Origin of the sequence: Bacillus sp. TE8-1 (assembly GCF_008368855.1) — a bacterium.
In the GTDB taxonomy this organism is placed as follows: Bacteria; Bacillota; Bacilli; order Bacillales; family Bacillaceae_G; genus Bacillus_A; species Bacillus_A cereus.
The window spans coordinates 1-25,609 of sequence record NZ_QPET01000011.1 but is presented as its reverse complement, the minus strand read 5'-3'; the positions used below and the strand labels follow the sequence as shown (position 1 = coordinate 25,609).

Sequence of the window (25,609 nt, the reverse complement as noted above, 5' to 3'; positions counted from 1 at the left end):
AGGCATTTGAAGGGCTAAAACATAATTGGTTCGCTTAGAACAAGTTATTAAATATTAGCCCAATAAATAAACCTCATTCTTTTTTCCAAAAGGAAGAAAGGGTGAGGTTTTTTGTTGTATAAAATTGTAATGCAAGAATTTTTAGATGATAGGGAATTACGTAATTTAAGTAAACATACTTTGAAATCTTATAAAGAAATTTTGAAAAGATTTGAGTCCTTTTGGGTAAATAAAGGGATATTTGACACTGATAAAGTTACGTCAAAAGTTGCAAAAGAGTTTTTCATTTATTGTAAGCATGAGTTGAAAAATAGTATATCTACAATAAATGAAAAGAATCGAACATTAAAGGTGTATTTTAAGTACCTAGAAGAAGGGATAGTCGAAGAAAACCCATTCAAAAAAATAAAATTTAGTAAAGAAGATACCATAACAGATGTTTTAACAGATGAGTAAGTAAAGAGTATTCTTGAACACTTTGATAGAGGGCATTATAAAGGGACAAATTATGCTTTAATGAGAAATCAAATGGTAATAGTCCTATTGATTTCTACAGGGCTTAGGAGAGAAGAATTAGTTAATTTAAAGTGGCCTGATATTGACATGAGGAATAGGACAATTATGACTTATGGGAAGAAAAGAACCGTTGCTACTATTCCATACACACAGCCCCATTTTCCGAAGAGTTGCGGTCACTCTTCGGTACCCATATCGTAATTTATGCCGAAGACAAACATCCTTTATTTTCTCTTCTATCTCATCTCTTAGGTCCACTGTTCGTTGTAACCAACGATAAAATGTAGACCAGGGTAATTCTAATACATTACATAATTCTTTTACCGTTAGTTTTGTTTTGAAATCGGTCCATAAAGTAACTACAGTTTCCGGGTTTAATTCCTTTCGATTTCCAGATACTTTCCCCATATCAGTAATTTTGTTTTTAACTGTTTATTTTCTAACCGTAGCTGTTCCAATTCATTTAACTCTTTTGGCCCTTTTCCATAAGAATATTGTTTTCCTACAGGTTGTTGAAAACGGTACGTTTGACCGGTACGATACCACTTCATCCACGTCTTAATTTGGGAAACATTTTTAATTCCAAACTGCTCCATAATGGTCCGATTGGAATATCCATCCTTTTTCATGTACCACTATTCGGGTTCACTTCAAAATTTAGGAGGGCGTTTTTTTGAGTCGTGAATCTTTTTGATTTTCGTTTTCGTAATTCGTTTTAATATATAAAGTTGGCAAATTAGAGAATCCTCAAACCCCTTGATAACAATGAGATTTATCATGTCTCAAAAGTACCAAATTGCAATTAAGGATACCCTCTTGGACATTTTGGAATATTAAATTACTTGTTTAAAATGCGATGGGATATCACTTTTTGTCCGAAAATGAGAAATAAGGTGACATTTTCTGATAAACTTATATCAAAAAGTGTCTCAAAAATGGACAAAAAGTGATAGGTATAGAAAATAGATAGTAAAAAGAATAGATAGTATAAAAGGAAGGTCGCTAACGCTCTTTGATTCGCCTTCGGCTCAGTACCTCACTTCGTTCGGTGGGGCTTTGCCCTTCTTTTACATAATAAAAATGTTTTAAATGAACTTTAAAAGATATTTTAAGCAAAATAAATTATTTAATTAAAGATTTTAAAGAAGTATGAAAATAAAAAAGGGTGGTTATCTATTTTACAACCACCCTTTTAATTCAACCTATTAACCACCAGTATGACCATCCGACATTTGTTTTACAGTATAAATTGTTTCATGTGTATCTTTAGAATCCAGTACACCAAATGTTAATGTTAGTGCAGTCATAATTCCCGTTAAACTAATTATTACTTTTTTCATTTTAACGCCCCCTTATCATGAATTTTTTCTCTTGCATTTGAACTTAGATAGAAGTATTTACTTGCCTTTAAATGATTGCCTTCATGATAAAATTTCACTGCTAATTTTTCATTATATTCATTAATGTACTCGTATAGGTTTTCTTTTTCAAAATAGAGCATTCCTGCTAGTATTATTGATTCTAATTGTTCTCCAGAAACCTCATTGTTTATCGTTAGTAAGATATTAAAGCGATGTTGGTATTCCTCATTTTTTAATTTTAAACTGATTTCTAAACCTGTTTTTAAAAGTTCTAATGCTTTTTCTTTATTATTAATTTTTGCATGTTCACATGCTTCAATTAAAATCGCTCTATAGTTTGCTGGCATTTTTTCAGTTACTTCGGATAAATAGCGAATTGCTAATTCTGAAAGGTTTTGATTTGCATACATAAAACCTAAGTTATGTCGAACGTATAAGGTTGCTTGTTCTTCGTTTTGTTTTTGGAATATATCCAATGCAGAGATAAGACATTCTTCTGCTAATTCATATTCTTTCAAATGTATACATGCTAATCCATAAAGATTATTACAGTAACCAATGTTTAATTCATAACCATTGTATTTAGAAAAAATTTCTTTTGCCTTAGAAACCTGTTTAAGTGCTAAAACATATTGTTGGTTATGGCAACTGAAGGTAGAAAGTTTAAAATAAAATTCTGCTTGTTCAAGTTGATCTGGGATTTGTTTTAATTTAATTTCGGCTTTTTCATAATGTTCTTTTGCCAAATTATAATCACCAGTTATGTTTGAGTGCATTGCCTTGAAAAAATGGTAATAATATAATAAAGGTTCATCTGTTGGTATATCAAAAGATTCTATTTCTTTAAAACTATCTTTGCCAATACTTAAACTGTCCATCAAGTATTGATAACGGAAGTTCAATAAAGAGTGGTATAAAAGTACATTTTTATCGTCTTTTACACTGGTAATGTTTTTATCGAGTTCCTTTTTTAGTTGCTTTGCATTATTTAAATTTCTTTTTCGAATTTCTATATACCAGTTATCTAATAACTTTGTAATCTGTTCATTCCCCTTTGTTTGAACGTTCATGATATCCTCCTTTGGATTTTATAGATTCTTATAAATAATGATAGCAAGAATAGAATATAATAGATATTATACTTAATTGTTTTTCAACAAAAAACTGAATTTTCTGTTTTTTGTTAAGGGTAATATAAAATCGTTTTAAATAGTACATAATAGGAAGTTTATGTGTATGGAAAAATATGGTATTTTTATTAGTAAAGTGCAAATTTTATTAAAGGAAAGAGGGCGTAGGGATGGGGAATTTAGAACCATTTACAGGGGTGACGGTAACAGGGCAGATACTAAAAGAAGGATATACATTAAATTGGCGTAATCAAGAATTAATCATTGGGCAAAAAGTAAAAAGTGAATTGATAAATATTGATACAAAAAAATGGAAACAGAATATTTCAATGCTTGAAATTGTTAGTGAAGATAGTGTGAAAAATGTGCAAAGTGCTGTAGTTCGTGGCGTTATTGGGAATATTGCATTAGGTGGTGCAGGAGCGTTAGCAGGGGCTTTGTCTGCAAAGAATGATTCTACATTTCATGTAATAATTAGATATCATAATGGATATGTAGATTTGATAGAATGTGATATTAAATTGTACACCAAACTTTTGCAACAAGTAGCAGAAAATAAACGTTCTGGAAACAGTGAATTCATTAACATGGAATATGATGCAGAAGAGTATAAAAGAAGGAAAGAGCAATTTAATAAAGGGCAAACCATGGATATAGTTGGATGTGGTGTGGTTTTAATTATAATTATAATTATTGTTATAGTTTTTGTTTTTATTGGTATTTTGGCAGGTTAATAAAATAGTGAGATTAGTGTGCTAGTGTAAAAAAGAATTCTTTTTTGAAAAGGAGAAGTTATAATTGATGAATTTTATATCTAAATTAATAGATGTCGAATAACCGGAAGTTATTGTTGAATTTAGTAAGAAATATAGGGGTATAAATACTGTGATTTTTGTAAAATACAAGTTTAAGAATTGAGGTAAATAGATGGCACTTGAAACACAAGCAATTCGTAGTATAAAGGAATTTAAAGAAATTTCATTACAGAAAATACAAGTAATTCTTTTTTTATTGTTGACCTTTTTGTTTTTTATTAAAAGTTTTGATTATAATTTTTTTGTAGATTTAAATAATCAATTTATGGGATTGATGGCTCATCAATATTTAAAGAAGGTCCTGTTAGTATTTGTAATGATAATGAACTTTTTAGCCTACTTAGTGATATTAGGAGGGATAATATCAGTTTTTTTACTTCTTATATATCATTTTTATTGGGAGAAACTTACTTGTTATAAGTTAAATGGAGAAAGATGGTATGTGATAAGGTATATAACAGAATTGAGCGTGAATTTATCTACTTTCTATTTACTTATTTTGGGTTATTTGAATGTATTAGATGTTAATGTGAAATATACAAATTTGCTAGTGACAGCAGGGTATTTTGCTGGTTTTTTGTCTTCTTATTTTTCTTTAGTATCATGCGATTTCTTTTTGCTAATACAGATGATTAATGAGAAGCGATGAGATTGTCCAGTTTTGAATCAAATAGTCATCTCATAATTAGGATATAATAAATTATTGAAGATGTTATCTAATTATGTTAAGATAAAACGATGTGTCTAATACATAAATCCATTGTATTTTTTTTCTAGACATATTATTATGGAAGTAGTAACAAATGATTCGGAAAAAAGAAATTAGAGGAAACCTTTAAATTACTAGGTTTATGAGTTTGTTTTGGTGGCAGATTACTACCAATACTTCGGAAAACGTCCACCGCGTAATTCATAGTATAAAACTCCTCCAGCGCGCATATACTGGCTATTATGTAATGCGTAAAGGAGGAAGTCATATGGATAATTTTCAATTATCAATGATTCAAAAAGCTATTCACCGTACGTATGATGAGCTCGGAAAAGAAGTGGATAGTCAAGGTGCGATTGTAGATGAAATACAAAAAGCACAAGAAGAATATTTGTCAGCTCTTTCACATGAAACAGCGATTGATAAACGGTATTTAAAGTCATTAATATAGAAGAAAATTTTCCTTTTTCGAAAGGAAAATTTTTTTTCGTGAATTTCTATGTATTGCAACAGGGGAAAGCAAATGCATACATATGCGTAGCAGTTGCTATTATCTTTTTATAGAAAAACTTTTTGGTTGGAGGCTAAGGATGTTTACTGAGAAGAGATTACCATTTGAAGTAGGAAAACAAGATAATTTTTATGATAAGTTGAATGAGTGGATTGGAGATGTGTTTTACGACATCCTTCCGGAAAAAGGCTTTGAAGAGCGTGATGAACAAATTTTTATGGCGTTTCAGTTAGAACGCGCTTTCCAAGAAAAGAAAGTTATGTTCGCAGAAGCTGGTGTAGGAACAGGGAAAACAATTGTATATCTTCTATATGCAATTTGTTACGCGCGTTATACTGGGAAACCAGCTATTATTGCTTGTGCAGATGAAACGTTAATTGAGCAGCTTGTGAAAGAAGAAGGGGACATCGCTAAGTTATCTGAAGCATTAGGGCTATCTGTTGATGTAAGGCTTGCAAAATCAATGGATAATTATTTATGCTTACGTAAACTTGAAGATGTTATGAGTGGACGAGCTCCAGAAGTAATTGAAGACGTATATTATGAGTTACCACAGTTTGTATTCGATCATGGTACGATGCAAAACTTTACTCACTATGGTGACAGAAAAGAATTTCCGCTTTTAAATGACGAAGAATGGTCAAAAGTAAATTGGGATTACTTCCAAGATTGCTTTACTTGTGATTCTCGTCATCGTTGTGGACAAACTCTTTCTCGTGAACATTATCGTAAAGCAGCAGATTTAATTATTTGTTCTCAAGATTTCTATATGGATCATATTTGGACGTACGATGCTCGTAAGCGTGAAGGGCAAATTCCGTTATTACCAGAAAGTAGCTGCGTTGTATTCGATGAAGGACATCTTGTAGAATATGCAGCTCAAAAAGCTTTAACATACCGTTTAAAGCAAACAATGATGGAGCAACTTTTAACGAGATTGCTACAAAACGATATTCGTGAGGAGTTTGCACATTTAGTAGAAGAAACAATTTGGCAAACAGAGCGATTCTTTGATGTGTTACAAGAAAACAAAAAAGAAATTGCCGGTTCTGATCGTTTAGAAATTACTGTGACAGAAAAAGTAACAGCTGAAGCGAAACGACTTTATGCAAAAATCGGTGAAGTTGGAGATGCATTAGTATTCGAAAGTGAAATGCATACAGTAAACACGTATGATTTAAATATTGTTGATGAGCATTTAGATGTATTAGAACATTCACTTCGTCTGTTCATGCACGAGAAAAATGTAATTACTTGGGGTGAAGAAGGTGATGGTGCCTTCACATTAGTGATTATGCCGCGTGCAGTTGAAGAAGTATTACAAGAGAAAGTGTTCTCGAAGAAAATACCGTATATTTTCTCTTCTGCGACATTATCGAACAATGATTCATTCGCGTTTACAGCTAATAGCCTAGGGGTAAAAGATTACTTATCATTCTCAGTTGCTTCACCGTTTGATTACGAAGAGCAAATGGCAGTAAACTTACTATCGCATACGAAAGAAAATGAATGGGAAAGAAAGTGTCAATATACACTTGAAAATATACAAAAAACAAATGGACGTACGCTTGTATTATTCCGTACAACGCAAGAGCTTGCAGCGTTCAAAGAGTATGTAAGTAAGGAGCAAATGTCGGTTCCGTTCTTATATGAAGGAGATCAGGAAATTAGCCAGCTCGTTTCTCGTTTCCAAAATGAAGAAGAGACTGTACTTTGTGCGGTTCATTTATGGGAAGGTTTAGATATTCCTGGTTCATCATTATCACACGTTATTATTTGGTCATTACCATTCCCTCCAAACGATCCTGTGTTTGAAGCGAAACGTAAGCACGTAAATGATCCATTCTGGGATGTAGATGTACCATATATGATTTTACGACTTCGTCAAGGAATTGGGCGTTTAATTCGTACAAGTGAAGATAAAGGTGCTATATCAATCTTCTTATCTGATTCAGAAGATGAGAAAGTAGTTGCAGCTGTGAAAAATGTACTGCCAGTAGAAGGTAAAGAATTATAAGGAGAAAGCTTGGCGCTTGCCAAGCTTTTTTTCTATTATAAAAGGAATTTATGTTTCCGTGTCGAATTAAGTTTGAGGTAGAAAAAGGAGGCTTTTATACGATGACAGTTGCTACATATGAGGTAGAAAAACAATTTTTAACATACGTGAAGAAGATACAGAATTACGGAGAAGCATTAAGTTTAATGTTTTGGGATTTAAGAACAGGTGCACCAAAAAAAGGTGTAGATCAGCGTTCAGAAGTAATTGGTATGCTTTCGTCAGAAGTGTTTGCTATGTCGACTTCAGATGAGATGGGAAACTATTTAACAGAACTTGAAGCTTTAATACGTGAAGATAAACTTTCTGAAACGACAAAGAAAATGGTTGAAGAGTGTCGGAAAGAATATGATAGAAATAAAAAAATTCCACAAGCTGAATATGAGGCTTATGTGAAATTAGAAGCGAAAGCAGAGAGTGTGTGGGAAGAAGCTCGCGAAAAATCTGATTTCGAAATGTTCCGCCCGTACTTAGAAAAAATTGTTGAATTTAAAAAGAAATTTATTACATATTGGGGTTATGAAACATATAAATACAATACATTATTAGACATGTATGAGCCAGGTATTACAGTAGAAGTTTTAGATCACGTATTTGGTCAACTTCGTGAGCGTATCGTGCCGCTTGTAAAAGAAATCTCTGAGTCTAAAAAAGGATTAAAAACAAGTGCTTTATCGGAACAGTTTTCAAAAGAAAAACAAAAGAACTTTACATTAGAACTATTAAAGCAATTGAATTATGACTTTGAAGCAGGTCGTCTTGATGAAACAGTACATCCTTTCGAAATTACATTAAATAGAGGGGATGTTCGTATTACGACACGCTATGATGAAAAAGATTTCCGTATGGCTGTATTTGGAACAATTCATGAATGTGGTCATGCAGTATATGAACAAAACATTGCAGAACAATTTGAAGGTACACCACTTTGCAGTGGTACATCTATGGGTATTCACGAATCACAATCATTATTCTTTGAGAACTTTATCGGCCGTAATAAATCATTCTGGAAGAAAAATTATGATTTATTAAAAGAGTATAGCGATGGTCAATTTGATGATATGTCAGTCGATGAATTTTATGATGCAATTAACGAATCGAAGCCGTCATTCATTCGTATAGAAGCAGATGAGCTTACATACCCGCTTCATGTTATGGTGCGTTATGAATTAGAGAAAGAATTATTTGATGGTACATTACAAGTGAAGGACTTACCAGCAGCTTGGAATGATAAGATGGAAGCATATTTAGGAATTCGTCCGGAAAATGATGCGCAAGGTGTATTGCAAGATGTTCACTGGGCTGGTGGCTCATTTGGATACTTCCCATCTTATGCACTTGGTTATATGTATGCAGCGCAATTTAAGCAAAGAATGTTAAAAGACATTCCGAACTTTGATGCATTATTAGAAGAAGGAAACGTAACACCAATTCGTGAATGGTTAACAGAAAACATTCACCAATACGGTAAAACGAAAAAGCCACTTGAAATTTTAGAAGATGTAACAGGTGAAGGCTTAAATGCAAACTACTTAGCTGATTATTTAGAAGCGAAATATAAAGAGATTTATGAGTTGTAAAAAAAGAGCTGCTTAATTGCAGCTCTTTTTTAAAGGGGGATGGGAGAATGGACTATACATATAAAGTAATGACGCAAGAAGAAGCAGAAGAAATTGCATACAACTGGCATTATGAAGGGAAATATTCCTTTTACGATATAGAGGCAGATGAAGAAGATTTAGCTGAATTTTTACATGATGAAAGTAGAGGGAATCATACATTTTCTGTGAAGGAAAATGGCACTCTCATTGGTTATTTTACTGTTTGTAAAATAAATGACGGAACGGTTGATATTGGTCTTGGAATGAGACCTAATATAACTGGGAACGGATTTGGTTTACAGTTCTTAAACGCTATACTAGCTTTTAGTAAAGAAAAATATGGATGCAAGTATATAACACTATCAGTAGCTATATTTAATGAGAGAGCGATTAAAGTGTATAAAAGGGCAGGGTTTGAAGTAGTTGGAACGTTTATACAGAAAACAAATGGTAGTTGTTTTGAGTTTTTGAAAATGAATTATATATGTAAAAATGATTAAAAAACAGAAGAATCTCCTTCTGTTTTTTTATGCAGAAATAAATCATACTTTTTGTAATTGGAAGTTTTGAAATTTGGGAAGAGGATGTGTATGATTGAAGTTTAATAGTAAATAGCAAGTTTAGTAAGGAGAGACAGCATGAGTATAATTAAAACGAAAAATGAAATAGAGTTAATGCATGAATCTGGAAAATTACTTGCTTCATGTCATAGAGAAATTGCGAAGATGATGAAACCAGGTATTACTACAAAAGAAATTAATACGTTTGTTGAAGCATATTTAGAACAGCATGGTGCAACGTCTGAGCAGAAAGGGTACAACGGATATCCATATGCGATATGTGCATCTGTAAACGATGAAATGTGTCATGCGTTTCCGGCCGATGTTCCTTTAACTGAGGGTGATATTGTAACAATTGACACGGTAGTAAACTTAAATGGGGGTCTTTCAGATTCTGCTTGGACGTATAGAGTTGGAAAAGTTTCTGATGAAGCAGAAAAGTTGTTGTTAGTAGCTGAGAATGCTTTGTATAAAGGAATTGACCAGGCGATAATCGATAACCATGTAGGAGATATTGGCTATGCAATTGAAAGTTATGTAACAAATGAAGGTTTTTCTGTTGCAAGAGACTTTACGGGACATGGAATCGGTAAAGAGATTCATGAAGAACCAGCAATTTTTCATTTTGGGAAACAAGGACAAGGACCTCAGTTACAAGAAGGAATGGTAATTACAATTGAACCGATTGTAAATATAGGTATGCGATATTCTAAAGTAGATTTAAATGGGTGGACTGCACGAACGATGGACAGGAAATTATCAGCTCAATATGAGCATACAATTGCGATTACAAAAGATGGGCCAATCATTTTAACGAAGTTGTAATTGGAAATGAAAGAGTTTGCAAAACTCGAACAAAAATAGTAGTTTTTAAAAATTTGTACGTGTTTTTTCGATAAATGCTTTTCAAAGCATAAAAAGTACGTTATAATCCTTCTATAAAATAAATAGTTAGCTACACTCATATAATCGCGGGGATATGGCCTGCAAGTTTCTACCGAAGTACCGTAAATACTTTGACTATGAGTGAGGACGAATATAATTGCTTGTTTAGCATTCTTTTTTTGCGAAACTCCAAAAGCGCGTCTCTCACTTGTAACGAGTGGTGGCGGCTTTTGGAGTTTTTTTATTGCATAAGAGGGGGAACAAACATGAAAGTATTACAAGAAAAGATTTTGAACGAAGGAAAGGTTTTATCTGGTGACGTATTAAAGGTAGATGCTTTTTTAAATCATCAAATTGATCCAGTACTTATGCAAGAAATCGGAAAAGAATTTGCTAAACGTTTTAAAGAAGAGAACATTACAAAAATCGTGACGATTGAATCTTCAGGCATTGCACCAGCAGTTATGGCTGCATTAGAGCTTGGTGTAAAAGTAATTTTTGCACGAAAACGTAAATCGTTAACGTTACAAGATAATATGTACGTTGCAAACGTATATTCATTTACAAAACAAGAAACAAATGAAATTTCATTATCTCGAAATCATATCGATGAAAATGATCGTGTATTAATCATCGATGACTTTTTAGCAAACGGTCAGGCTGCTTTAGGTTTAATGAGTTTAGTAGAGCAAGCTGGAGCGAGTATTGCAGGAATTGGAATTGTTATTGAAAAAGCATTTCAAGATGGAGGAAAGAAGCTTCGTGAACAAGGCGTTCGTGTTGAATCACTAGCAGAAATTGCATCACTTGATAACGACACAGTTACATTTGTACAGCAAGAAACTGCGGAGGTGAAATAAACGATGAAGCAGCATCCATTTAAAATTGCATCGCTTGGTATGCAGCATATGCTTGCAATGTATGCTGGAGCAATTATCGTTCCGCTTATTGTGGGCGGTGGACTTGGTTTAAATCAAAAAGAGTTAACATATTTAGTCTCAATTGATTTATTAATGTGCGGCGTTGCGACAATTTTACAAGCATTATCAAATCGCTTTTTCGGTATAGGACTTCCCGTTGTACTTGGTTGTACATTTACAGCCGTTGGACCGATGATTGCGATTGGAAAACAATACGGTGTGTCTTCAATTTATGGAGCAATTATTGCTGCTGGGTTATTCGTGGTTATTTTTGCGAAATTATTTGGAAAACTTGTAAAACTGTTTCCACCTGTTGTAACAGGATCTGTTGTTACTGTAATTGGAGTTACACTTGTTCCAGCAGCAATTAATGATATGGCTGGAGGAGTAGGAAGTAAGGATTTCGGTAGTCTTGAAAATTTAGCATTAGCATTTGGTGTGTTATTATTTATCATCATTATGTATCGTTTCTTTGATGGATTTATTCGTTCAATCTCTATTTTACTAGGTCTATTGTTCGGTACTATCGTTGCAGCGTTTATGGGGAAAGTAAGTTTGCAAGCGGTTGGAGAGGCGGATTGGTTCCACGGTATTCAACCATTTTACTTTGGTACACCAACATTTGAATTAACACCAATTATTACGATGATTCTCGTTGCTTGTGTAGGGATTGTAGAAGCAACGGGTGTATACTTTGCATTATCTGATATTTGCAATAAAAAAATCGGTGAAAAAGAATTAACAAAAGGCTATCGCGCAGAAGGATTAGCGATGGTGTTAGGTGGCATTTTCAACGCGTTCCCATATACAACATACTCTCAAAACGTAGGACTTGTTCAATTAACTGGAGTAAGAAATCGCGTTATTATTTATACTTGCGGTGGTATGTTAATCGCACTTGGTTTCATTCCAAAAATCGCAGCTATTACAACAATTATTCCAAAATCAGTACTGGGCGGTGCGATGTTAGCGATGTTCGGTATGGTTATGGCATATGGTATTAAAATGTTAAGTAGCGTTGACTTCGGAAGACAAGAAAACTTATTAATCGTTGCATGTTCTGTCGGAATTGGGCTTGGCGTAACAGTCGTTCCTACATTATTTTCACAACTCCCAGAAAGCATTCGTATTTTAACAGATAACGGAATTGTACTTGGAAGTGCGTCAGCAGTACTTTTAAATATCGTATTTAATATGGTGCCGCAGCGCAAAGTGAAAGTAGAAGAAGAGCCAGTATCTATGCAAAGTGCAGTAAGAGAAGCGTAAAAAAGCAAGGTCTCGTTATGAGACCTTGCTTTTCTTTTTAAGTGGCATCATTTTCCCATAAGTACCAAGACGCCAAATGTACTCAAGTGGTCCGTATTGGTAATGTGAAAGCCACCAGCGGCTAATAAAGATTTGTAACGTGTAGAAACTAATGCAGAATAGTGGTCCAACCCATAGTGGAGCCAGATAATCATTTTTAAACAATAGCCCGAATACAAGTAATGTAACAATTGTATGCGAGATGTAATTTGTTAATGCCATTCGTCCAACGTATTGGAATGGACGTAATAACGTTTGCCATTTTTCTTTTTGTAATAAACGCATTAGTGTGAAAATGTAGAATATGAATAACGTTTTTCCGCTAAACATTGTAAAGACCTGCATATAAATTGGTTCATAAAATGGTTTTGATAAGAAGTAACGAACCATGAAGAACCACATTGGTAATGTAAAAAGGAACATAATAATTTGCCATTTTTTAAGCTTTGGATCTAACTCTTTCGCGCGGCGGAAAATATCCTTTTTGCCGGCGTATAAACCAAGTAAAAACAGCCCAACTGTTTCTGGGAGCATAAGTAAATTTAATCCAATTCCATCAGCGTAAAATGCATGGAAACGATTTTGTATTTGTGACAGCCAGTCTTCTAATGGCATGATAGGTAAGGAAAAACCTAGCTCTTCCTTTGGTACCAATGCAACCGTAATACCAGCCATTAGCATAATGAATTGAAAAATACTCAATAAAACGATAGCCCATATTAAAATAGTACGAGGTTCTCTCTTATAAAATAAAAATAAGAAAAATCCAGCAATCGCATAAGTATGTAAAATGTCTCCGTCCCATAAAAGAACGTAATGTAAGAAACCGAATAATAATAAAATAAGTAAGCGGCGAACAAATAAAATTTTTGGATGATCTGTTTTCGCTTCAGCACGACTCATAAAAATATAAAAACCTAATCCGAATAAAAACGAAAAAATTGTATAAAATTTCGTTTGAATAAACATATCGTAAAATAGGCGAATGTAGCTGTCTATCCCTTCGTAAATTCCTGAAAGATCACGTGAGTCAACCCCGGCGATAACAGGCCAATTCACAAGAAAAATACCTAGTACAGCTATTCCTCTAATAATATCAATGGAGTGTATCCTCTCGTCTTGTGTGAGATTTTGTGTCATTTTTTTCCTCCTTGTTAAGTAATCCCCTTTTATTATACGAAATGTAAGGTGGAGGAGATAGGGGATATTTCCATTTTTTTAAACTGTTAAGTTATGTAGGATGAGATATAATAAGAGTGCACAACAAGTTTTAACCTTTTTCAAAACAGGCAGTAAAGCTCCTTCTTATAAGGAGCTTTCTTTATGAAAAGTGTTGATAATGATTCTCTTTAATGATAAACTGTATTCAAAAGTGATAATCATTATCAAAAAAAGGTTGGTGCGTAAGTATGGTATATGCATTAGTAGCAGGTACAGTCGCTGTATATGCAGTTATTGCGAAGTATGTTTTAAATGGAGTAGGAACAGCAAAATGAGTGATATGACATAAAATCCCTTTCATTTGTAAAAAGAATGAAAGGGATTTTTTATTTTTAATGAGAATATGCTGAAAATTTAGTATGATAGTAAAGTGAAACTGTAATCAATGGGTAGGTGTAACTCTCACTGGTTATGAGCTCGCAAATAGCGGGGAAAAGTATATACATCTTGGATAAAGGGGAACAAGGGGATGACAAACATAGTACAGACAAACGGTATGAAAAAACTTGTTTGTTTTTATGAAGAGTGGCAAAAACACGGCGATGCAGAGAATAGTTTAAAGTTGTTTGAGGTAATTCAAAAATATAAACAAGAACAGCTTATGATAGCGTTCTGCGGTCACTTCTCTGCAGGGAAATCAACGATGATGAATCATCTATATAAAGCGCAGTTGTTACCGACAAGTCCAATTCCGACAAGCGCTAACGTTGTCAAAATTGAAAAAGGAATGGATCGTGTTGTTGTAACGGTTAAATCTGGAGAGCAGTACGAATATGACGGTGCATATTCAGCAGAAGAATTAAAACAAATTTGTAAAGACGGCGATGAAGTAATTGGTGTTCATATTTATCGAAACGACGCGCCGATTCCTGAAGGGGTTATGTTAGTTGATACACCAGGGATCGATTCAACAGATGATGCCCATCAATTAGCGACAGAGTCGACACTTCATCTGGCAGATGTCATTTTTTATATGATGGATTATAATCACGTCCAATCGGAAGTGAATTTACAATTTGTTAAAGAATTGAAACAACGTAATAAAACGGTTTATCTCGTTGTAAATCAAATAGATAAACATAAAGAAAATGAATTATCGTTTGAGAATTATAAAGATAGTGTAAAACAATCATTCTCTAACTGGGATATTGAAGTAGATGGTGTTTATTATACGTCATTACGAATGATGAACCATCCACATAATGAAATTAGAAGCTTAGAAGCGTTAATTACTTCTATTATGAAAGAAAAAGAGCAGTATGTAAGGACTGGAATGGAGCGAGAAACAGAATATTTAATGGGGGAACATTTCTCGTTTATTGTTTCTGAAAATGAAAAAGCTCTCTTGAAATATGAGGAAGAGTTAGCATCACCACTTTCTATTTCAGAGGTAGTTGAAAAGAAGGAAGAGTTAACGGAAGCGAAAAATCGTGAGGCAAGTAAAGAATCTTATGTGAGAAATGAATTTATAAAAGGTTTACAAGCTATATTAGATAACGCATATTTAATGCCGTTTGAAATGAGAGAATTGGCAAATGCATATTTAGAAACGAAATTAACAAAATTTAAGGTCGGTTTGCTATTTGCGAAAGGAAAGACGGAGCAAGAAAAACAAAGACGTGTAGAGGCGTTTTATTCTGCCCTTCAAAAGACTGTTGAAACGCAGCTTGATTTTCATGTGAAGGAATTTATTGTAGCCTTCTTAAAAGAAGAAGGATTGTTCACGGAGGAAATTGGGAAAGACATATATGGGTTAGAAATTGCTTTCGGACCAGAAATGTTGGCTGAAGTAATTAAACAAGGCGCAGGTTTCACAGGTGATTACTTACTTCTTTATACAGCGGATGTAGCGAATGAACTGAAGAAACGTTATTTTATAAAAGCGCAGCAAATTTTTGATAAAAGTGCGGTCGTTTTAAAGCAAAAGGTGAGAGAAGCAGTTGCTCGTATTGAAGAAGAGATTGAAACATATACGATGTTGCAAACGGCGAAAGAAACACAATTACAATACAGTAACAATTTGGAGGCATATGAAGACTATTTACGAAATGTTTGGCACGATCATGTTGCTACGCCTGAAGGGTTGCAAATAGATGAGATATTGCAAAGGGAGGCACAAATTGTTAGTGAGAAATTTACACTACAAGAGCAGGAAATCGTAAACAATAACGTAGCGGTTCATGAAGAAGAGCTGAAAGGAACGGTGGCTTTAAATATTCAGCGGATATTAGAGAAAGTGAAAAAAGCTGAAACGATATTAGAGCCATTGCCTGCGCTGAAACATGTACAGCAAGAGGTAATAGAGAAAAGAAGACGTGTGGAAACAAAACAATTTACAGTAGCGTTATTCGGGGCATTTAGTGCTGGAAAATCATCATTTGCCAATGCCTTACTCGGTGAGAAAGTACTTCCTGTATCACCAAACCCGACGACGGCAACGATTAATCAAATTTTGCCGGTTACAGAGGAAAAACCACACGGAACAGTAATTGTTCAGTTTAAATCAAAGCAAGCGTTATTAGAAGATATGAAAGCTGTTTATAAGCTGTTTCATTATGAGATTGCTACGTTAGATGAAGCGTTAGCGCAAATCGATAAAGTTATGAAATATCCTTCACCAACTGGGAAGCAAAAAACAACATTTAGCTTTTTACGAGCGGTACAAAAAGGGTATGATGCAGTTTCTACTTATTTAGGAGAACAAGTACAAGTTACATTAGAAGAGTTCTCTGATTATGTAGCGAATGAAGAGAAATCATGCTTCGTTGAGTATATGGAACTTTATTATGATTGTGCTTTAACAAGGCAGGGAGTAGCGCTTGTAGACACACCTGGAGCGGATTCTATTAATGCTCGCCATACGGATGTTGCATTCCAGTATATTAAAAACGCAGATGCTATTTTATTTGTAACATATTATAACCATGTATTCTCTCGTGCTGACCGTGAATTTTTAATTCAGCTTGGTCGTGTAAAAGATACTTTTGCCCTTGATAAAATGTTCTTCTTAATTAATGCGGCGGATTTAGCAGAGTCTGAAGAAGAACTTGAAATGGTAAAAGGTTATATCGCAGATCAGCTGCTGCAATACGGTATTAGAAATCCGCGTTTATTTGCAATTTCAAGTTTATGTGCGCTTGAAGAGAAACAAGGAAAGAATGTTGAAAAAGAGAAGTATGGTATTTTACAAAACTCTGGGGTTACGAAGTTTGAGGAATCATTTACGTCCTTTATGATGAGAGATTTAATGCTTGTTTCTGTGCATGCTCTATATGGTGCTTTGCAAGGGGCAGATCAGCTTTTAGTAAACATGATAAAGGGTGCAAAACAGGGGAATGAAGAGAAAGAGAAGCAAACGAAAAAATATGAAGCAGAGCGTGATCAACTACTTCATATCATTTCATCATATAGTGTACTTGCTGAAGAACAGGCGATGCAAAATGAAGTGAAAGAGTTGCTTTATTACGTGCAACAGCGTCTATTCCTACGCTATAACGATGTGTTTACTGAATTTATTAATCCGGCGTCACTTCGAACGGATGGAAATGTGAAAACACAATTGCAACAGTGTGTTATGGAATTAGTAGCATTTATTCAGCATGATTTATTGCAAGAAATGCGTGCGACATCATTACGCCTTGAAAAATGGATAGACGAAGCGATGAAGCGTGCAAAGGACGAAATTGTAGTGAACTGTAAAGTAGAAAATGAATCAATTTCTATGAATGGAATAGTGGAGTATGAATATAAAGATATTACACATAAAGAACCGTTCCCTTCAGTTGAAATAAAAGATTTCAAAAAAGCACTGGCACATTTTAAAAATGAGAAAAGCTTTTTTGAAAAGAATGACAAAGCTTTTATGCAAGAAGACGCTAAATCTGTATTAGAACCGTTCGTATCAAACTATGTAGCTGATGAAAAAGATTTATTTGTTCATCATTATAAGCAAGAGTGGGATATGAAGTGGAACTTATTCCAAAAAGTGATGCAGCAAGATGTGATGAACTATTATGAAAGTATATTGTTTGCATTGGCTGAAACGATCGATGTATCTCTATATGAACAAAGTAAAGAACAATTGCAAAAGCAGTTAGTAGAGATTGAAAAAGAAATTTATGTTATATAGTCGTTATGAGAAAAAGATTCGTTCAATTTTCTTTTGCAGTACAGTATCTAAAGATTTTACAAATCCAGCAAATTCATCGGTAGAAATCATATGAGTAAGAACGAGTCGTCTGCCATCTGGTGTTTCACCGCATAAGACGAATGAAGAAAATTCATATGTTTTGTTTTCAACTACTAATTTTGGATAGGAATACGTGTCGCTTTTCTTCTTCTTTCCATCAATAGAGATGACGTTGCATTTTTTCTCATTGTTGTCCATGGTGAATCCCTCCTTTCTATTACTTATGGTAGACAAGGAGGGTTTAGAACAATAGAGAAGGGGGAATTTTTTATGTCTGTTGTAATAGAACGTATTCCAAAAGAGGCTATACCGAAGTCTTTATTGCTACTTGCTGATCCAAGTGAACGGCAAATAGCTACATATGTACAAAGAGGATTAACATACGTAGCTAAGCAGGGGGGGAGTGTTATCGGTGTATATGTTCTTTTGGAAACAAGGCCAAAGACGATGGAAATCATGAATATTGCGGTTGCAGAGCATTTACAAGGAAAAGGGATTGGGAAGAAGCTATTAAGGCATGCTGTAGAAACTGCTAAAGGATATGGTATGTCAAAACTTGAAGTTGGTACAGGCAATTCTAGTGTTTCACAATTTGCTTTATATCAAAAATGTGGATTTCGTATTTTTTCTATTGATTTTGATTACTTTTCGAAGCATTATGAAGAAGAGATTATTGAAAATGGGATTGTATGTCGTGATATGATCCGGCTTGCAATGGAATTGAATAAAAACGTATAACTATTTAGGGGGAAGAGAAGATGGAAGTACATAAAGCAATTACAGCACATTCTCGTAAACAAAATGAAAGTGTAAAAGCATGTTTACAATTAGATGCACAGCGTGAAGCAGCTATTGAAGCTGCCGTATCTCTTGCGTCAAATGGGAAAGAATTTTCGGTTGATGTCATTAATGTTGTAACGAAGCAAATTAATGATCTTGCAAAAAATGGTGTTACCTTGCAGCGTAAATATGTTACAGAAGAAATGGTTATGGAGTATGTAAGTCGTTTGAAAGAGAAAGAAGGTCTTTAAAGATGATAGTTACAGTCGAATGGTTACGTGAGCATATAGAAGATGAGAATGTCCGTATAATCGATTGTCGTTTTGATTTAGCGAATCCTAATTGGGGTAGAGAAAAGTATGAAGAAGGACATATTCCTCATGCGTTATATTTTGATTTGAATTTAGATTTATCAAGTCCTATAGCAGAACATGGTGGCCGCCATCCTTTACCAAATATTGAGGAGTTTGCAGACAAGCTTTCGGAGGCTGGTATTGATGAACATACGAAAGTAATTGCGTATGACAGTCAAGCCGGTGCAAATGCTGCTCGTTTATGGTGGTTATGTAACTATGTAGGACATGAGAAAGTATATATATTAGATGGTGGTTTCCCGGCTTGGAAAGAGAATGGACTACCGACAACAACGGAAATTCCTGTTGTTATACGAAAAACATTCAAAACAAACATACAAGATCATATGCTTGTAACGATGGAAACGGTCAGAGAGAATATCCGTGCAGGTGCGGATGTTACATTAATTGATTCTAGAGAGCCAAAGCGTTATGCTGGTGTCGAGGAACTTGTCGATCATAAAGCAGGTCATATTCCGACAGCGGTAAACCATTTTTGGAAGGATGGAATGTTGCAATCAGGACAATTTAAGAATGGAGCTGGGCAACAAGAACGCTTCCAAAATCTTTCGAAAGATAAGGAAACCATTGTATATTGTGGTTCTGGTGTTACAGCGTGCCCAAATATCGTTGCATTAAAATTAGCTGGATTCCAAAATGTTAAATTGTATGCAGGTAGCTGGAGTGATTGGATTTCTTATACAGAAAATCAAATTGCAAAAGAAGAAGATTAATCACTTGCATGCAAAAATAATTTGTATTAAAATAAGGTCACAAGCAAGAGATTGCTCGAAAAACTTTGTATTTTACACATTGGAAACAATGTGATAATATAACGACAAGTAAATAATACATCCTGCGGTGTACGTAACTTATTTATGTCTAAAACCGATGTTAGTTATACGGAAGCTCAATATTTAGCGACCATCATCAAGCCTTCCTTGTGGAGGAAGATGTACGGTAACTGTGAGGGCATCCACCTGCGAGTAGCGGGTTTTTGGACATTTACGAGGAGCGGCACGTGCGGGGGTCTTATTTCAACTAACCTTATATAAAATTCCTACGGTGTACGTAGCTTATGCATGTCTTAAACCAATAAGTTTAATATGGAAGTTCAATATTTAAATGTAGCTAACATGCCATCTTTTTAAGAAGGAAGTTACAAACATTTGTGAGAGCATCCACCTGTGAGAGCAGGTTTATGGACATCTAGAGAGAACGGCATATGTGGGGCTATATAAAAACCTTACGTTTTATACGTAAGGTTTTTTTGTTGCATAGATATATCAATATTATCTTGATTCACCTGTGAAGTTTCCGTAATAAATGTAGCACTTTCTGTCTTCATCAATCTCTCTTGAATCTAAGGAGAACTCCATAGACATGCCGTCTCGCTGAATATATATAATATCTGAATGAAGAGATGGTAAAATTTCTTCATAGTTCCATACATCTTGACTATCTACTATGTTTGAACTCGTTTCACTTAGTTCTCTAATTTCAAAACCGATGTAGGAGTATGTAGGGTCTGAAGGGTCATTTGTGAAAACTTCTTTTTGAATATAAATAACTGCTGTTCCGTCTGGATCAACCGAAGTTGCAGTAACAACATAAGTATTTTTCTCTTTAATAAAATATTCACAAGTCATGCGTGCGATAATTTCAGAATTAGAAATATTGGCGTAGTTCCATAAAGCAGGATACCCTTTCGTTTCATCATTAAGTCGATATTCTAAGCGCATTTAATCCCTCTTCTTCCTTTTTCTTCTACTTTATCATGCCATCCTATATAATAGGAATAGAATTTAAAAAGGGGAGTGCGAAGGTGACAAAAACGAAATGGCTAGTAGGTGGTGTCGTAACGTCTTTAATGACTGGCACTTTATTTGGTTGCGCACAAGATCTTCCCCCAAAACCGAATGATAATAGTTGTTCTGATTGGGATTGGGATGATGAACTTGGGGTATGGCAGTGTGATGATAGTAGTTCAGGTTATCGTGGGCATTACTTCTATGGTGGACGATACTATCAAAATAAATCCACTTTTAAAAATTCATCGGCGTTTAAATCGTATCAATCGTCTGCTGAATTTAAAGGTGGAATTGGAAGCGGTTCAAAGGGAGGATTTGGGGGCTAAAATATGTCGCAATACATAAGGGATAGAAAAGAATTTTATTTAAAATATCCGAATTTTTGGTCGGATTTATATGAATGTGAGTATAGTTTGTTTCATGTTTTTTCTATAACAAATCAGACTTTGGAACAAGTACACTTAGCGACTGAACGAATGGGTAAAATATTTTTTAAGACTGCTAGACTTTTGCGAAATTTAAGTGACGAACAGCTTCTTGAGCTTGGTTTTCCTCCTGCGAGCTTATCATTCATTAGAATGAAAGGGCTTTATCCTGAATCTGTAATTTCGCGATTTGATTTTGCCGTAACAGAGGATAACCAAATCAAAATGCTTGAGTTTAATAGTGATACACCAACTTTTATTATGGAATGCTTTCAAATGAATGGGAAAGTATGTGGAAATCTAGGCTATGATGATCCAAACTCGGATCAAGAACGATTGCTATCTTCTGGTGTAACGAAAGCAGTAATGGAAGCGACAAAGGGATTAGATAATCCAAATGTTGTTTTTACAGCACATCATGAACATATCGAGGATTGGAATACCACTATGTATTTAAGTCAGCTATGCCATGTTGAAAATAAAGTAGTGCCAATGTCAGAACTTAGAATTACAAAGGATGCTCTAGTCGATAAAGATGGGGCGAAGATTGATGTTTTATATCGCCAAACATATCCGATAGAAGATTTAATTGAGGATCAAGATCCTGAAACAGGAGATTTGGTAGGTGTGGAATTGTTACAACTTGTAAAAGCCGGAAAGCTTTTTATAATAAATCCTTTGTCAGCATTTTTACTTCAGCCAAAATCAATTCAGTGTCTTATTTGGGGGTTAGCAGAAGAAGAGGCCTTTTATACAAATGAGGAACAACAGTGGATTAAAGAATATATGTTACCTACATATTTAGAACCAGATTTATTTTTAGGAAAAGGTTCTTTCGTTCAAAAACCTTCATTTGGGAGAGAAGGAGATACAATTACGATTCGCGATAAAGACGAAAATATTATGCTTCAAAATGCACACCAAACATATAAAGCGTCACTGCCGATATTTCAAAAGTATATCGAACTGCCAGTCGTATCCTTGGAAACAGAAAAAGGGATCGAGAAACTGTCATATGTGTTTGGTTCGTTTTTAATTGCTGGAAAAGCGAGTAGTATCGGTATTCGTGCGGGAGAAAAGATTACAGGAAATGAATCGTACTATTTACCGGTAGGTATAAAAAGGAGGGGAAAAAATGATTAATTTTTTATTATATTTAGTAGTAACACTCGGCCTTTTATGTATAGGTCTGTTCTTGATGGAAGTGACAACGAAAGTAAAGGAATTTAAGTTAATGGCCCAAGGAAATAAGGCGGTAAGCTATGTGCTTGGAGGACGATTACTTGGGTTAGCTGTTGTTTTATATTCGACAGCAGCTAATTCAATTTCACTTCTTGATATGATTTCGTGGGGAGCAGTTGGGATTTTGGCTCAAATTATCGTCTTTTATTTAGCTGAGTGGCTTACACCACGCTTTAATATAAACAAAAGTCTCGAAGAAGATAATCAAGCAGTCGGTCTTTTTCTTATGTTTTTATCAATTTCAATTGGGATTGTAATTGCTGGTTGTATAACTTATTAAAAACTTTACGTTTAAACGTAAAGTTTTTTATTTTATCCCGTAAAAGCCCGATTGGTGAGGGCTGATTAAAGTTTCACTTTATATATGTTAGTTTGCCATACCTTTTGAAAAAATTATAGGCTACGGTTGACATCTATTTTAAATAAGAGTAACATTTTCAATGTAATGAAAATAAGTCTCTGTTAGGTGAGGCTCCTGTATAGAGAAATGCTACTGCCCAAAAATGTCGAGAGACGCCAATGGGTCAACAGGAATGATCGAATTAAGGTTTTTCTTAACGTAGCTGGTAATGTACCTATGCTATACAGTGCTAAAACTCGGTGAGGGAGAGGTCCGTAGATTTCTAATTATATTAGAAATCGTTTATTTGTGTATGTAATGGCCGCTACTCTCTTAAGGGTAGGGGCCTTTTTTGTTACCAAGCTATGAGTAATTTCATAGTATAAACTATAAAATTAAACGAGGAGGTGAGGAGCATGTCAAATTCTGACTCGGTTCCGTTACCCATATACTTCAAATCAAAAATATATGATGTAGGCAGGAAACGATTTGTTCCTCCCTCTATATTTATCATAATGTAGCGTTTATAAAACGCGAGACACTTTCACAGTAAAGTGGATAAATTGAGAAACAAAGCGTTTCTTCCTATGTTGTAAAGGAGGAGACGATAATATGTTATATGCAAACAAAACTGTGGGTAACACGTCATATAAACTAAGTAAAAAATCAATAAAAGAACAAACAATGCTCCAAAAAAATAAAGATTTATTAATTGAAATTGCAACAAGAGATGTAAAATCTGTATTTGCATATTTTAAAACAACAAGAGACGGACTATCAATGAAAGAGGCACAAAAACGTATTCAAGTATATGGCCGAAATGAACTAACTTCAAAAAGAGCACTTCTCGCAGAAGTAATGATGAAGCTTGGTGGCATGATTCCAGGTTTTTCAAAACAACGTGTGTGTGATGAATTACAACGTGAAACGATTACTGTATCTAGAGTAGAATGTTCTAGTAGTACAGGGCTAAATAGTGAACTGAAAATGATGGAGATACCAGTGCAAGAACTTGTACCTGGAGATATAATTTTTCTTTCGGCTGGAGATGCTGTGCCGGCTGATGTACGTATTATTTATGCAGATGATTTATTAGTGAATGAGTCTGTGTTAACGGGAAACGAAGCGAATATAGAGAAGTTTGAAAGCTGCTATCACCTTGAACGTAAACGATTTATTCCATTAAAACGGATGAAAGATTATAATCCACTTGAGCTTGAAAATGTATGTTTTAAAGGTTCACATATCGTTAGTGGAAATGCAAAGGCTGTCGTTGTTTCTACTGGAAAAAATACGTATTCAGGCATATTGCATACTTGTTGTAGTAGAACGTCTTAATGTGTTAATGGTGCTAAATATACAAAAACAATGTATAATAGACAAAGTTGAGCAAAAACGTAGAATGGTAATCTATTTATATAACCTTACGTGATAACGTGAGGTTATTATTTTTTTAATAGGAGAGGAATTATGAAAAAAGTATTATTAGTTGATGGTATGGCACTATTATTTCGTGCTTTTTACGCAACAAGTGTCTACGGACAATTTATGAAACGACAAGATGGAACCCCTACGAACGGGATTCATGGTTATATGAAACACTTGTTAACAGCTACGCAAGCGATCGAACCAACACATATCGTTACATGCTGGGATATGGGAAGTACGACATTTAGAACAGAATCGTTCTCGAATTATAAAGCAAATCGTGCAGCGCCACCAGAAGAATTAATTCCTCAATTTGATTTAGTGCAAGAAATGACTGCGAAATTATCCATTCCAGTTATCGGTATGAAAGGCTACGAAGCGGACGATTGTATCGGCACGCTTGCAAAACAATACTGCAATGAAGCTGAAGTTTATATTTTAACTGGTGATACAGATTTACTTCAACTTGTTGATAAGAACGTTACAGTTATGCTTCTGCGTAAAGGAATTGGAAATTACGAATATTACACACCGGAGAGAATCATGGAAGAAAAAGGTGTAGAGCCGTGGCAAATCGTCCATGCAAAAGCTTTCATGGGAGATACAAGTGATAATTATCCAGGTGTAAAAGGTATCGGTGAAAAAACAGCGTATAAGCTTATTCAAGAGCACGGAACAGTATCCGCTGTACTAGAAAATGTAGAATCATTAACAAAAGCGCAGCGTACGAAGATTGAAAGTGATTTAGAGAACTTAAATATTTCGTTGCAATTAGCACAAATTCACTGTGAAGTTCCAATTTCATGTTTACTAGAAGAGGGATTACACACAATGGATGAAGAAAAACTTAGATTTGTTTGTGAAGAAATGAATTGGGGAAGACCTGAAATATTAATAAATATGCTATAAATAGTTTGGAAAGAGGGATGTTGCATAAGTCGAACTTTGACTTGGTGACACCTTCTTTTTGTTTTTGTAAACAGTATGATAATAAATAAAATTATGTCGAACTCAATTTTAAATATATAAATATTTCGACAAGATATAATGATAAAAGTTGATGGAAATAATAACTTTTATCATGAAGTGAATTAATTTCAACATAGTTTTAGAGAGTCTTTTTTTTCGTGTTCACAAAGTTGTCAGAAAATAAACGAGATTTTCATATGAAGTTCAAATAGAATTCACAACAATCAATTATTATAAGAACACACAGATAATTCTTTATCTTTTATATAAACCATCCCCCAAGGAGGACAATGAAAATGAGAAAAAAAGTGAGAAAATCTTTTAAACAATTATTAATTGAAAATAAACAATCACTATTAAATAATAAAGAAAATATGAAAGAAATTGAAGAGAGAATTGAGAAACGACATGTAGCATATAGTGGTGCCAGTAATTAAATAAAATAAAAAAGATAGCCTATGTAGGCTATCTTTTTTATTTTA

At 34.3% G+C, this 25,609-nt stretch carries 26 protein-coding genes, 2 other RNA genes, 1 pseudogene and 2 riboswitches; of the genes and pseudogenes, 23 read left to right on the top strand and 6 right to left on the bottom strand.

The window, feature by feature from the left end; translation table 11 throughout:
- The first annotated feature begins 114 nt into the window (after positions 1-114).
- Together DN404_RS08355 and DN404_RS08350 are read left to right on the top strand one after the other, a co-directional pair.
- A complete protein-coding gene (locus DN404_RS08355; RefSeq protein ID WP_255445031.1) occupies positions 115-456 on the top strand; it encodes a phage integrase SAM-like domain-containing protein in 342 nt (113 codons plus the stop codon).
- 60 nt (positions 457-516) lie between these two features.
- A complete protein-coding gene (locus tag DN404_RS08350; protein ID WP_071732564.1) occupies positions 517-717 on the top strand; it encodes a tyrosine-type recombinase/integrase in 201 nt (66 codons plus the stop codon).
- Here DN404_RS08350 and DN404_RS08345 read toward each other — a convergent pair.
- From DN404_RS08345 to DN404_RS08340, 3 genes and pseudogenes are all read right to left on the bottom strand, one after another.
- Positions 661-1,145 (bottom strand): annotated as a pseudogene (locus tag DN404_RS08345) (IS3 family transposase); the annotation flags it as partial. The gene DN404_RS08350 and the pseudogene DN404_RS08345 sit on opposite strands and share 57 nt — an antisense overlap.
- 576 nt (positions 1,146-1,721) lie before the next feature.
- Positions 1,722-1,856, bottom strand: a complete 135-nt coding sequence (locus DN404_RS30920; RefSeq protein ID WP_013141855.1) for a hypothetical protein — start codon at positions 1,854-1,856, stop codon at positions 1,722-1,724.
- A complete protein-coding gene (locus DN404_RS08340) occupies positions 1,853-2,947 on the bottom strand; it encodes a Rap family tetratricopeptide repeat protein (RefSeq protein WP_001102770.1) in 1,095 nt (364 codons plus the stop codon). The genes DN404_RS30920 and DN404_RS08340 overlap by 4 nt, the downstream gene beginning before the upstream one ends.
- Before the next feature lie 230 nt (positions 2,948-3,177).
- On the opposite strand from DN404_RS08340, the gene DN404_RS08335 reads away from it, so the two are divergent.
- From DN404_RS08335 to pbuX, 9 genes are all read left to right on the top strand, one after another.
- Complete coding sequence (locus DN404_RS08335) at positions 3,178-3,741, top strand: hypothetical protein (RefSeq protein ID WP_149214970.1); 564 nt, start codon at positions 3,178-3,180, stop codon at positions 3,739-3,741.
- Positions 3,742-3,934: 193 nt separating this feature from the next.
- Positions 3,935-4,471 (top strand): hypothetical protein, encoded by a 537-nt coding sequence (locus tag DN404_RS08330; protein ID WP_255445030.1) that lies wholly within the window; start codon positions 3,935-3,937, stop codon positions 4,469-4,471.
- Between the two features lie 328 nt (positions 4,472-4,799).
- Positions 4,800-4,982: a DUF3921 domain-containing protein gene (locus tag DN404_RS08325; protein WP_000368570.1), complete on the top strand. Its 183-nt coding sequence runs from the start codon at positions 4,800-4,802 to the stop codon at positions 4,980-4,982.
- A 139-nt stretch (positions 4,983-5,121) separates the two neighbouring features.
- On the top strand, positions 5,122-7,059 hold the full coding sequence (locus DN404_RS08320) for an ATP-dependent DNA helicase (RefSeq protein ID WP_000493700.1): 1,938 nt from the start codon (positions 5,122-5,124) through the stop codon (positions 7,057-7,059).
- Positions 7,060-7,160: 101 nt separating this feature from the next.
- Positions 7,161-8,678 (top strand): carboxypeptidase, encoded by a 1,518-nt coding sequence (gene ypwA, locus DN404_RS08315; RefSeq protein ID WP_000215074.1) that lies wholly within the window; start codon positions 7,161-7,163, stop codon positions 8,676-8,678.
- A gap of 47 nt (positions 8,679-8,725) precedes the next feature.
- Complete coding sequence (locus DN404_RS08310) at positions 8,726-9,199, top strand: GNAT family N-acetyltransferase (RefSeq protein ID WP_000386765.1); 474 nt, start codon at positions 8,726-8,728, stop codon at positions 9,197-9,199.
- 138 nt (positions 9,200-9,337) lie between these two features.
- Entirely contained in the window at positions 9,338-10,084 is a 747-nt protein-coding gene (locus DN404_RS08305) for a type I methionyl aminopeptidase (RefSeq protein WP_000022486.1), read from the top strand.
- Positions 10,085-10,200: 116 nt separating this feature from the next.
- Positions 10,201-10,302: riboswitch (purine riboswitch) on the top strand.
- Positions 10,303-10,410: 108 nt separating this feature from the next.
- On the top strand, positions 10,411-11,004 hold the full coding sequence (locus DN404_RS08295) for a xanthine phosphoribosyltransferase (protein ID WP_149214969.1): 594 nt from the start codon (positions 10,411-10,413) through the stop codon (positions 11,002-11,004).
- Positions 11,005-11,007: 3 nt separating this feature from the next.
- Positions 11,008-12,330 carry a xanthine permease PbuX gene (gene pbuX, locus DN404_RS08290; RefSeq protein ID WP_000809213.1) on the top strand — a complete coding sequence of 441 codons (1,323 nt, stop codon included), beginning with the start codon at positions 11,008-11,010 and terminating at the stop codon, positions 12,328-12,330.
- A gap of 15 nt (positions 12,331-12,345) precedes the next feature.
- Here pbuX and DN404_RS08285 read toward each other — a convergent pair whose 3' ends face one another.
- Positions 12,346-13,509: a DUF418 domain-containing protein gene (locus DN404_RS08285; RefSeq protein WP_006924354.1), complete on the bottom strand. Its 1,164-nt coding sequence runs from the start codon at positions 13,507-13,509 to the stop codon at positions 12,346-12,348.
- A 550-nt stretch (positions 13,510-14,059) separates the two neighbouring features.
- Between DN404_RS08285 and DN404_RS08280 the strand changes: the two genes are divergently transcribed.
- Positions 14,060-17,719, top strand: a complete 3,660-nt coding sequence (locus DN404_RS08280; protein ID WP_149214968.1) for a dynamin family protein — start codon at positions 14,060-14,062, stop codon at positions 17,717-17,719.
- Positions 17,720-17,722: 3 nt separating this feature from the next.
- Here the strand turns inward: DN404_RS08280 and DN404_RS08275 are convergent, their stop codons facing one another.
- Complete coding sequence (locus DN404_RS08275; RefSeq protein WP_000369740.1) at positions 17,723-17,977, bottom strand: DUF3931 domain-containing protein; 255 nt, start codon at positions 17,975-17,977, stop codon at positions 17,723-17,725.
- Positions 17,978-18,049: 72 nt separating this feature from the next.
- On the opposite strand from DN404_RS08275, the gene DN404_RS08270 reads away from it, so the two are divergent.
- The 5 genes from DN404_RS08270 to ssrS (DN404_RS08250) all read left to right on the top strand — a co-directional run bounded on the left by DN404_RS08270 (position 18,050) and on the right by ssrS (DN404_RS08250) (position 20,150).
- Entirely contained in the window at positions 18,050-18,517 is a 468-nt protein-coding gene (locus tag DN404_RS08270; RefSeq protein ID WP_006924352.1) for a GNAT family N-acetyltransferase, read from the top strand.
- A gap of 20 nt (positions 18,518-18,537) precedes the next feature.
- Positions 18,538-18,810, top strand: a complete 273-nt coding sequence (locus DN404_RS08265; protein WP_000451817.1) for a YpbS family protein — start codon at positions 18,538-18,540, stop codon at positions 18,808-18,810.
- A gap of 2 nt (positions 18,811-18,812) precedes the next feature.
- The gene (locus DN404_RS08260) at positions 18,813-19,646 is read left to right on the top strand and encodes a sulfurtransferase (RefSeq protein ID WP_149214967.1); all 834 of its coding nucleotides are present in this window, start codon (positions 18,813-18,815) and stop codon (positions 19,644-19,646) included.
- 116 nt (positions 19,647-19,762) lie between these two features.
- Positions 19,763-19,945, top strand: a non-coding RNA gene (gene ssrS / locus DN404_RS08255) — 6S RNA.
- A 21-nt stretch (positions 19,946-19,966) separates the two neighbouring features.
- Positions 19,967-20,150, top strand: a non-coding RNA gene (ssrS, locus tag DN404_RS08250) — 6S RNA.
- Positions 20,151-20,204: 54 nt separating this feature from the next.
- Here the strand turns inward: ssrS (DN404_RS08250) and DN404_RS08245 are convergent.
- Positions 20,205-20,654 carry a hypothetical protein gene (locus DN404_RS08245; protein ID WP_001235526.1) on the bottom strand — a complete coding sequence of 150 codons (450 nt, stop codon included), beginning with the start codon at positions 20,652-20,654 and terminating at the stop codon, positions 20,205-20,207.
- An 83-nt stretch (positions 20,655-20,737) separates the two neighbouring features.
- Between DN404_RS08245 and DN404_RS08240 the strand changes: the two genes are divergently transcribed.
- The 6 genes from DN404_RS08240 to DN404_RS08215 all read left to right on the top strand — a co-directional run bounded on the left by DN404_RS08240 (position 20,738) and on the right by DN404_RS08215 (position 25,564).
- On the top strand, positions 20,738-21,049 hold the full coding sequence (locus tag DN404_RS08240) for a hypothetical protein (RefSeq protein ID WP_000169030.1): 312 nt from the start codon (positions 20,738-20,740) through the stop codon (positions 21,047-21,049).
- A 3-nt stretch (positions 21,050-21,052) separates the two neighbouring features.
- A complete protein-coding gene (locus tag DN404_RS08235; protein ID WP_000084947.1) occupies positions 21,053-22,291 on the top strand; it encodes a glutathionylspermidine synthase family protein in 1,239 nt (412 codons plus the stop codon).
- Positions 22,284-22,670, top strand: coding sequence for a DUF350 domain-containing protein (locus DN404_RS08230; RefSeq protein WP_000606868.1), 387 nt, complete (start codon positions 22,284-22,286; stop codon positions 22,668-22,670). Before DN404_RS08235 ends, DN404_RS08230 begins: the two co-directional genes overlap by 8 nt.
- Before the next feature lie 171 nt (positions 22,671-22,841).
- Positions 22,842-23,007: riboswitch (M-box (ykoK) riboswitch) on the top strand.
- Between the two features lie 335 nt (positions 23,008-23,342).
- The gene (locus tag DN404_RS08225; protein WP_000964947.1) at positions 23,343-24,068 is read left to right on the top strand and encodes a P-type ATPase actuator domain-containing protein; all 726 of its coding nucleotides are present in this window, start codon (positions 23,343-23,345) and stop codon (positions 24,066-24,068) included.
- A gap of 132 nt (positions 24,069-24,200) precedes the next feature.
- Positions 24,201-25,067: a 5'-3' exonuclease gene (locus tag DN404_RS08220; protein ID WP_000757073.1), complete on the top strand. Its 867-nt coding sequence runs from the start codon at positions 24,201-24,203 to the stop codon at positions 25,065-25,067.
- Between the two features lie 356 nt (positions 25,068-25,423).
- Positions 25,424-25,564, top strand: a complete 141-nt coding sequence (locus DN404_RS08215; protein WP_001228048.1) for an FbpB family small basic protein — start codon at positions 25,424-25,426, stop codon at positions 25,562-25,564.
- Positions 25,565-25,609: the final 45 nt, after the last annotated feature.

What these genes read in the sequence shown, in the direction of transcription:
- DN404_RS08350 (WP_071732564.1), top strand. Translation starts at nt 517, where the DNA reads ATGAGAAATCAAATGGTAATAGTCCTATTGATTTCTACAGGGCTTAGG.
- DN404_RS30920 (WP_013141855.1), bottom strand. Translation starts at nt 1,856, where the DNA reads ATGAAAAAAGTAATAATTAGTTTAACGGGAATTATGACTGCACTAACA.
- DN404_RS08340 (WP_001102770.1), bottom strand. Translation starts at nt 2,947, where the DNA reads ATGAACGTTCAAACAAAGGGGAATGAACAGATTACAAAGTTATTAGAT.
- DN404_RS08335 (WP_149214970.1), top strand. Translation starts at nt 3,178, where the DNA reads ATGGGGAATTTAGAACCATTTACAGGGGTGACGGTAACAGGGCAGATA.
- DN404_RS08330 (WP_255445030.1), top strand. Translation starts at nt 3,935, where the DNA reads ATGGCACTTGAAACACAAGCAATTCGTAGTATAAAGGAATTTAAAGAA.
- DN404_RS08325 (WP_000368570.1), top strand. Translation starts at nt 4,800, where the DNA reads ATGGATAATTTTCAATTATCAATGATTCAAAAAGCTATTCACCGTACG.
- DN404_RS08320 (WP_000493700.1), top strand. Translation starts at nt 5,122, where the DNA reads ATGTTTACTGAGAAGAGATTACCATTTGAAGTAGGAAAACAAGATAAT.
- ypwA (WP_000215074.1), top strand. Translation starts at nt 7,161, where the DNA reads ATGACAGTTGCTACATATGAGGTAGAAAAACAATTTTTAACATACGTG.
- DN404_RS08310 (WP_000386765.1), top strand. Translation starts at nt 8,726, where the DNA reads ATGGACTATACATATAAAGTAATGACGCAAGAAGAAGCAGAAGAAATT.
- DN404_RS08305 (WP_000022486.1), top strand. Translation starts at nt 9,338, where the DNA reads ATGAGTATAATTAAAACGAAAAATGAAATAGAGTTAATGCATGAATCT.
- DN404_RS08295 (WP_149214969.1), top strand. Translation starts at nt 10,411, where the DNA reads ATGAAAGTATTACAAGAAAAGATTTTGAACGAAGGAAAGGTTTTATCT.
- pbuX (WP_000809213.1), top strand. Translation starts at nt 11,008, where the DNA reads ATGAAGCAGCATCCATTTAAAATTGCATCGCTTGGTATGCAGCATATG.
- DN404_RS08285 (WP_006924354.1), bottom strand. Translation starts at nt 13,509, where the DNA reads ATGACACAAAATCTCACACAAGACGAGAGGATACACTCCATTGATATT.
- DN404_RS08280 (WP_149214968.1), top strand. Translation starts at nt 14,060, where the DNA reads ATGACAAACATAGTACAGACAAACGGTATGAAAAAACTTGTTTGTTTT.
- DN404_RS08275 (WP_000369740.1), bottom strand. Translation starts at nt 17,977, where the DNA reads ATGGACAACAATGAGAAAAAATGCAACGTCATCTCTATTGATGGAAAG.
- DN404_RS08270 (WP_006924352.1), top strand. Translation starts at nt 18,050, where the DNA reads ATGTCTGTTGTAATAGAACGTATTCCAAAAGAGGCTATACCGAAGTCT.
- DN404_RS08265 (WP_000451817.1), top strand. Translation starts at nt 18,538, where the DNA reads ATGGAAGTACATAAAGCAATTACAGCACATTCTCGTAAACAAAATGAA.
- DN404_RS08260 (WP_149214967.1), top strand. Translation starts at nt 18,813, where the DNA reads ATGATAGTTACAGTCGAATGGTTACGTGAGCATATAGAAGATGAGAAT.
- DN404_RS08245 (WP_001235526.1), bottom strand. Translation starts at nt 20,654, where the DNA reads ATGCGCTTAGAATATCGACTTAATGATGAAACGAAAGGGTATCCTGCT.
- DN404_RS08235 (WP_000084947.1), top strand. Translation starts at nt 21,053, where the DNA reads ATGTCGCAATACATAAGGGATAGAAAAGAATTTTATTTAAAATATCCG.
- DN404_RS08230 (WP_000606868.1), top strand. Translation starts at nt 22,284, where the DNA reads ATGATTAATTTTTTATTATATTTAGTAGTAACACTCGGCCTTTTATGT.
- DN404_RS08225 (WP_000964947.1), top strand. Translation starts at nt 23,343, where the DNA reads ATGTTATATGCAAACAAAACTGTGGGTAACACGTCATATAAACTAAGT.
- DN404_RS08220 (WP_000757073.1), top strand. Translation starts at nt 24,201, where the DNA reads ATGAAAAAAGTATTATTAGTTGATGGTATGGCACTATTATTTCGTGCT.
- DN404_RS08215 (WP_001228048.1), top strand. Translation starts at nt 25,424, where the DNA reads ATGAGAAAAAAAGTGAGAAAATCTTTTAAACAATTATTAATTGAAAAT.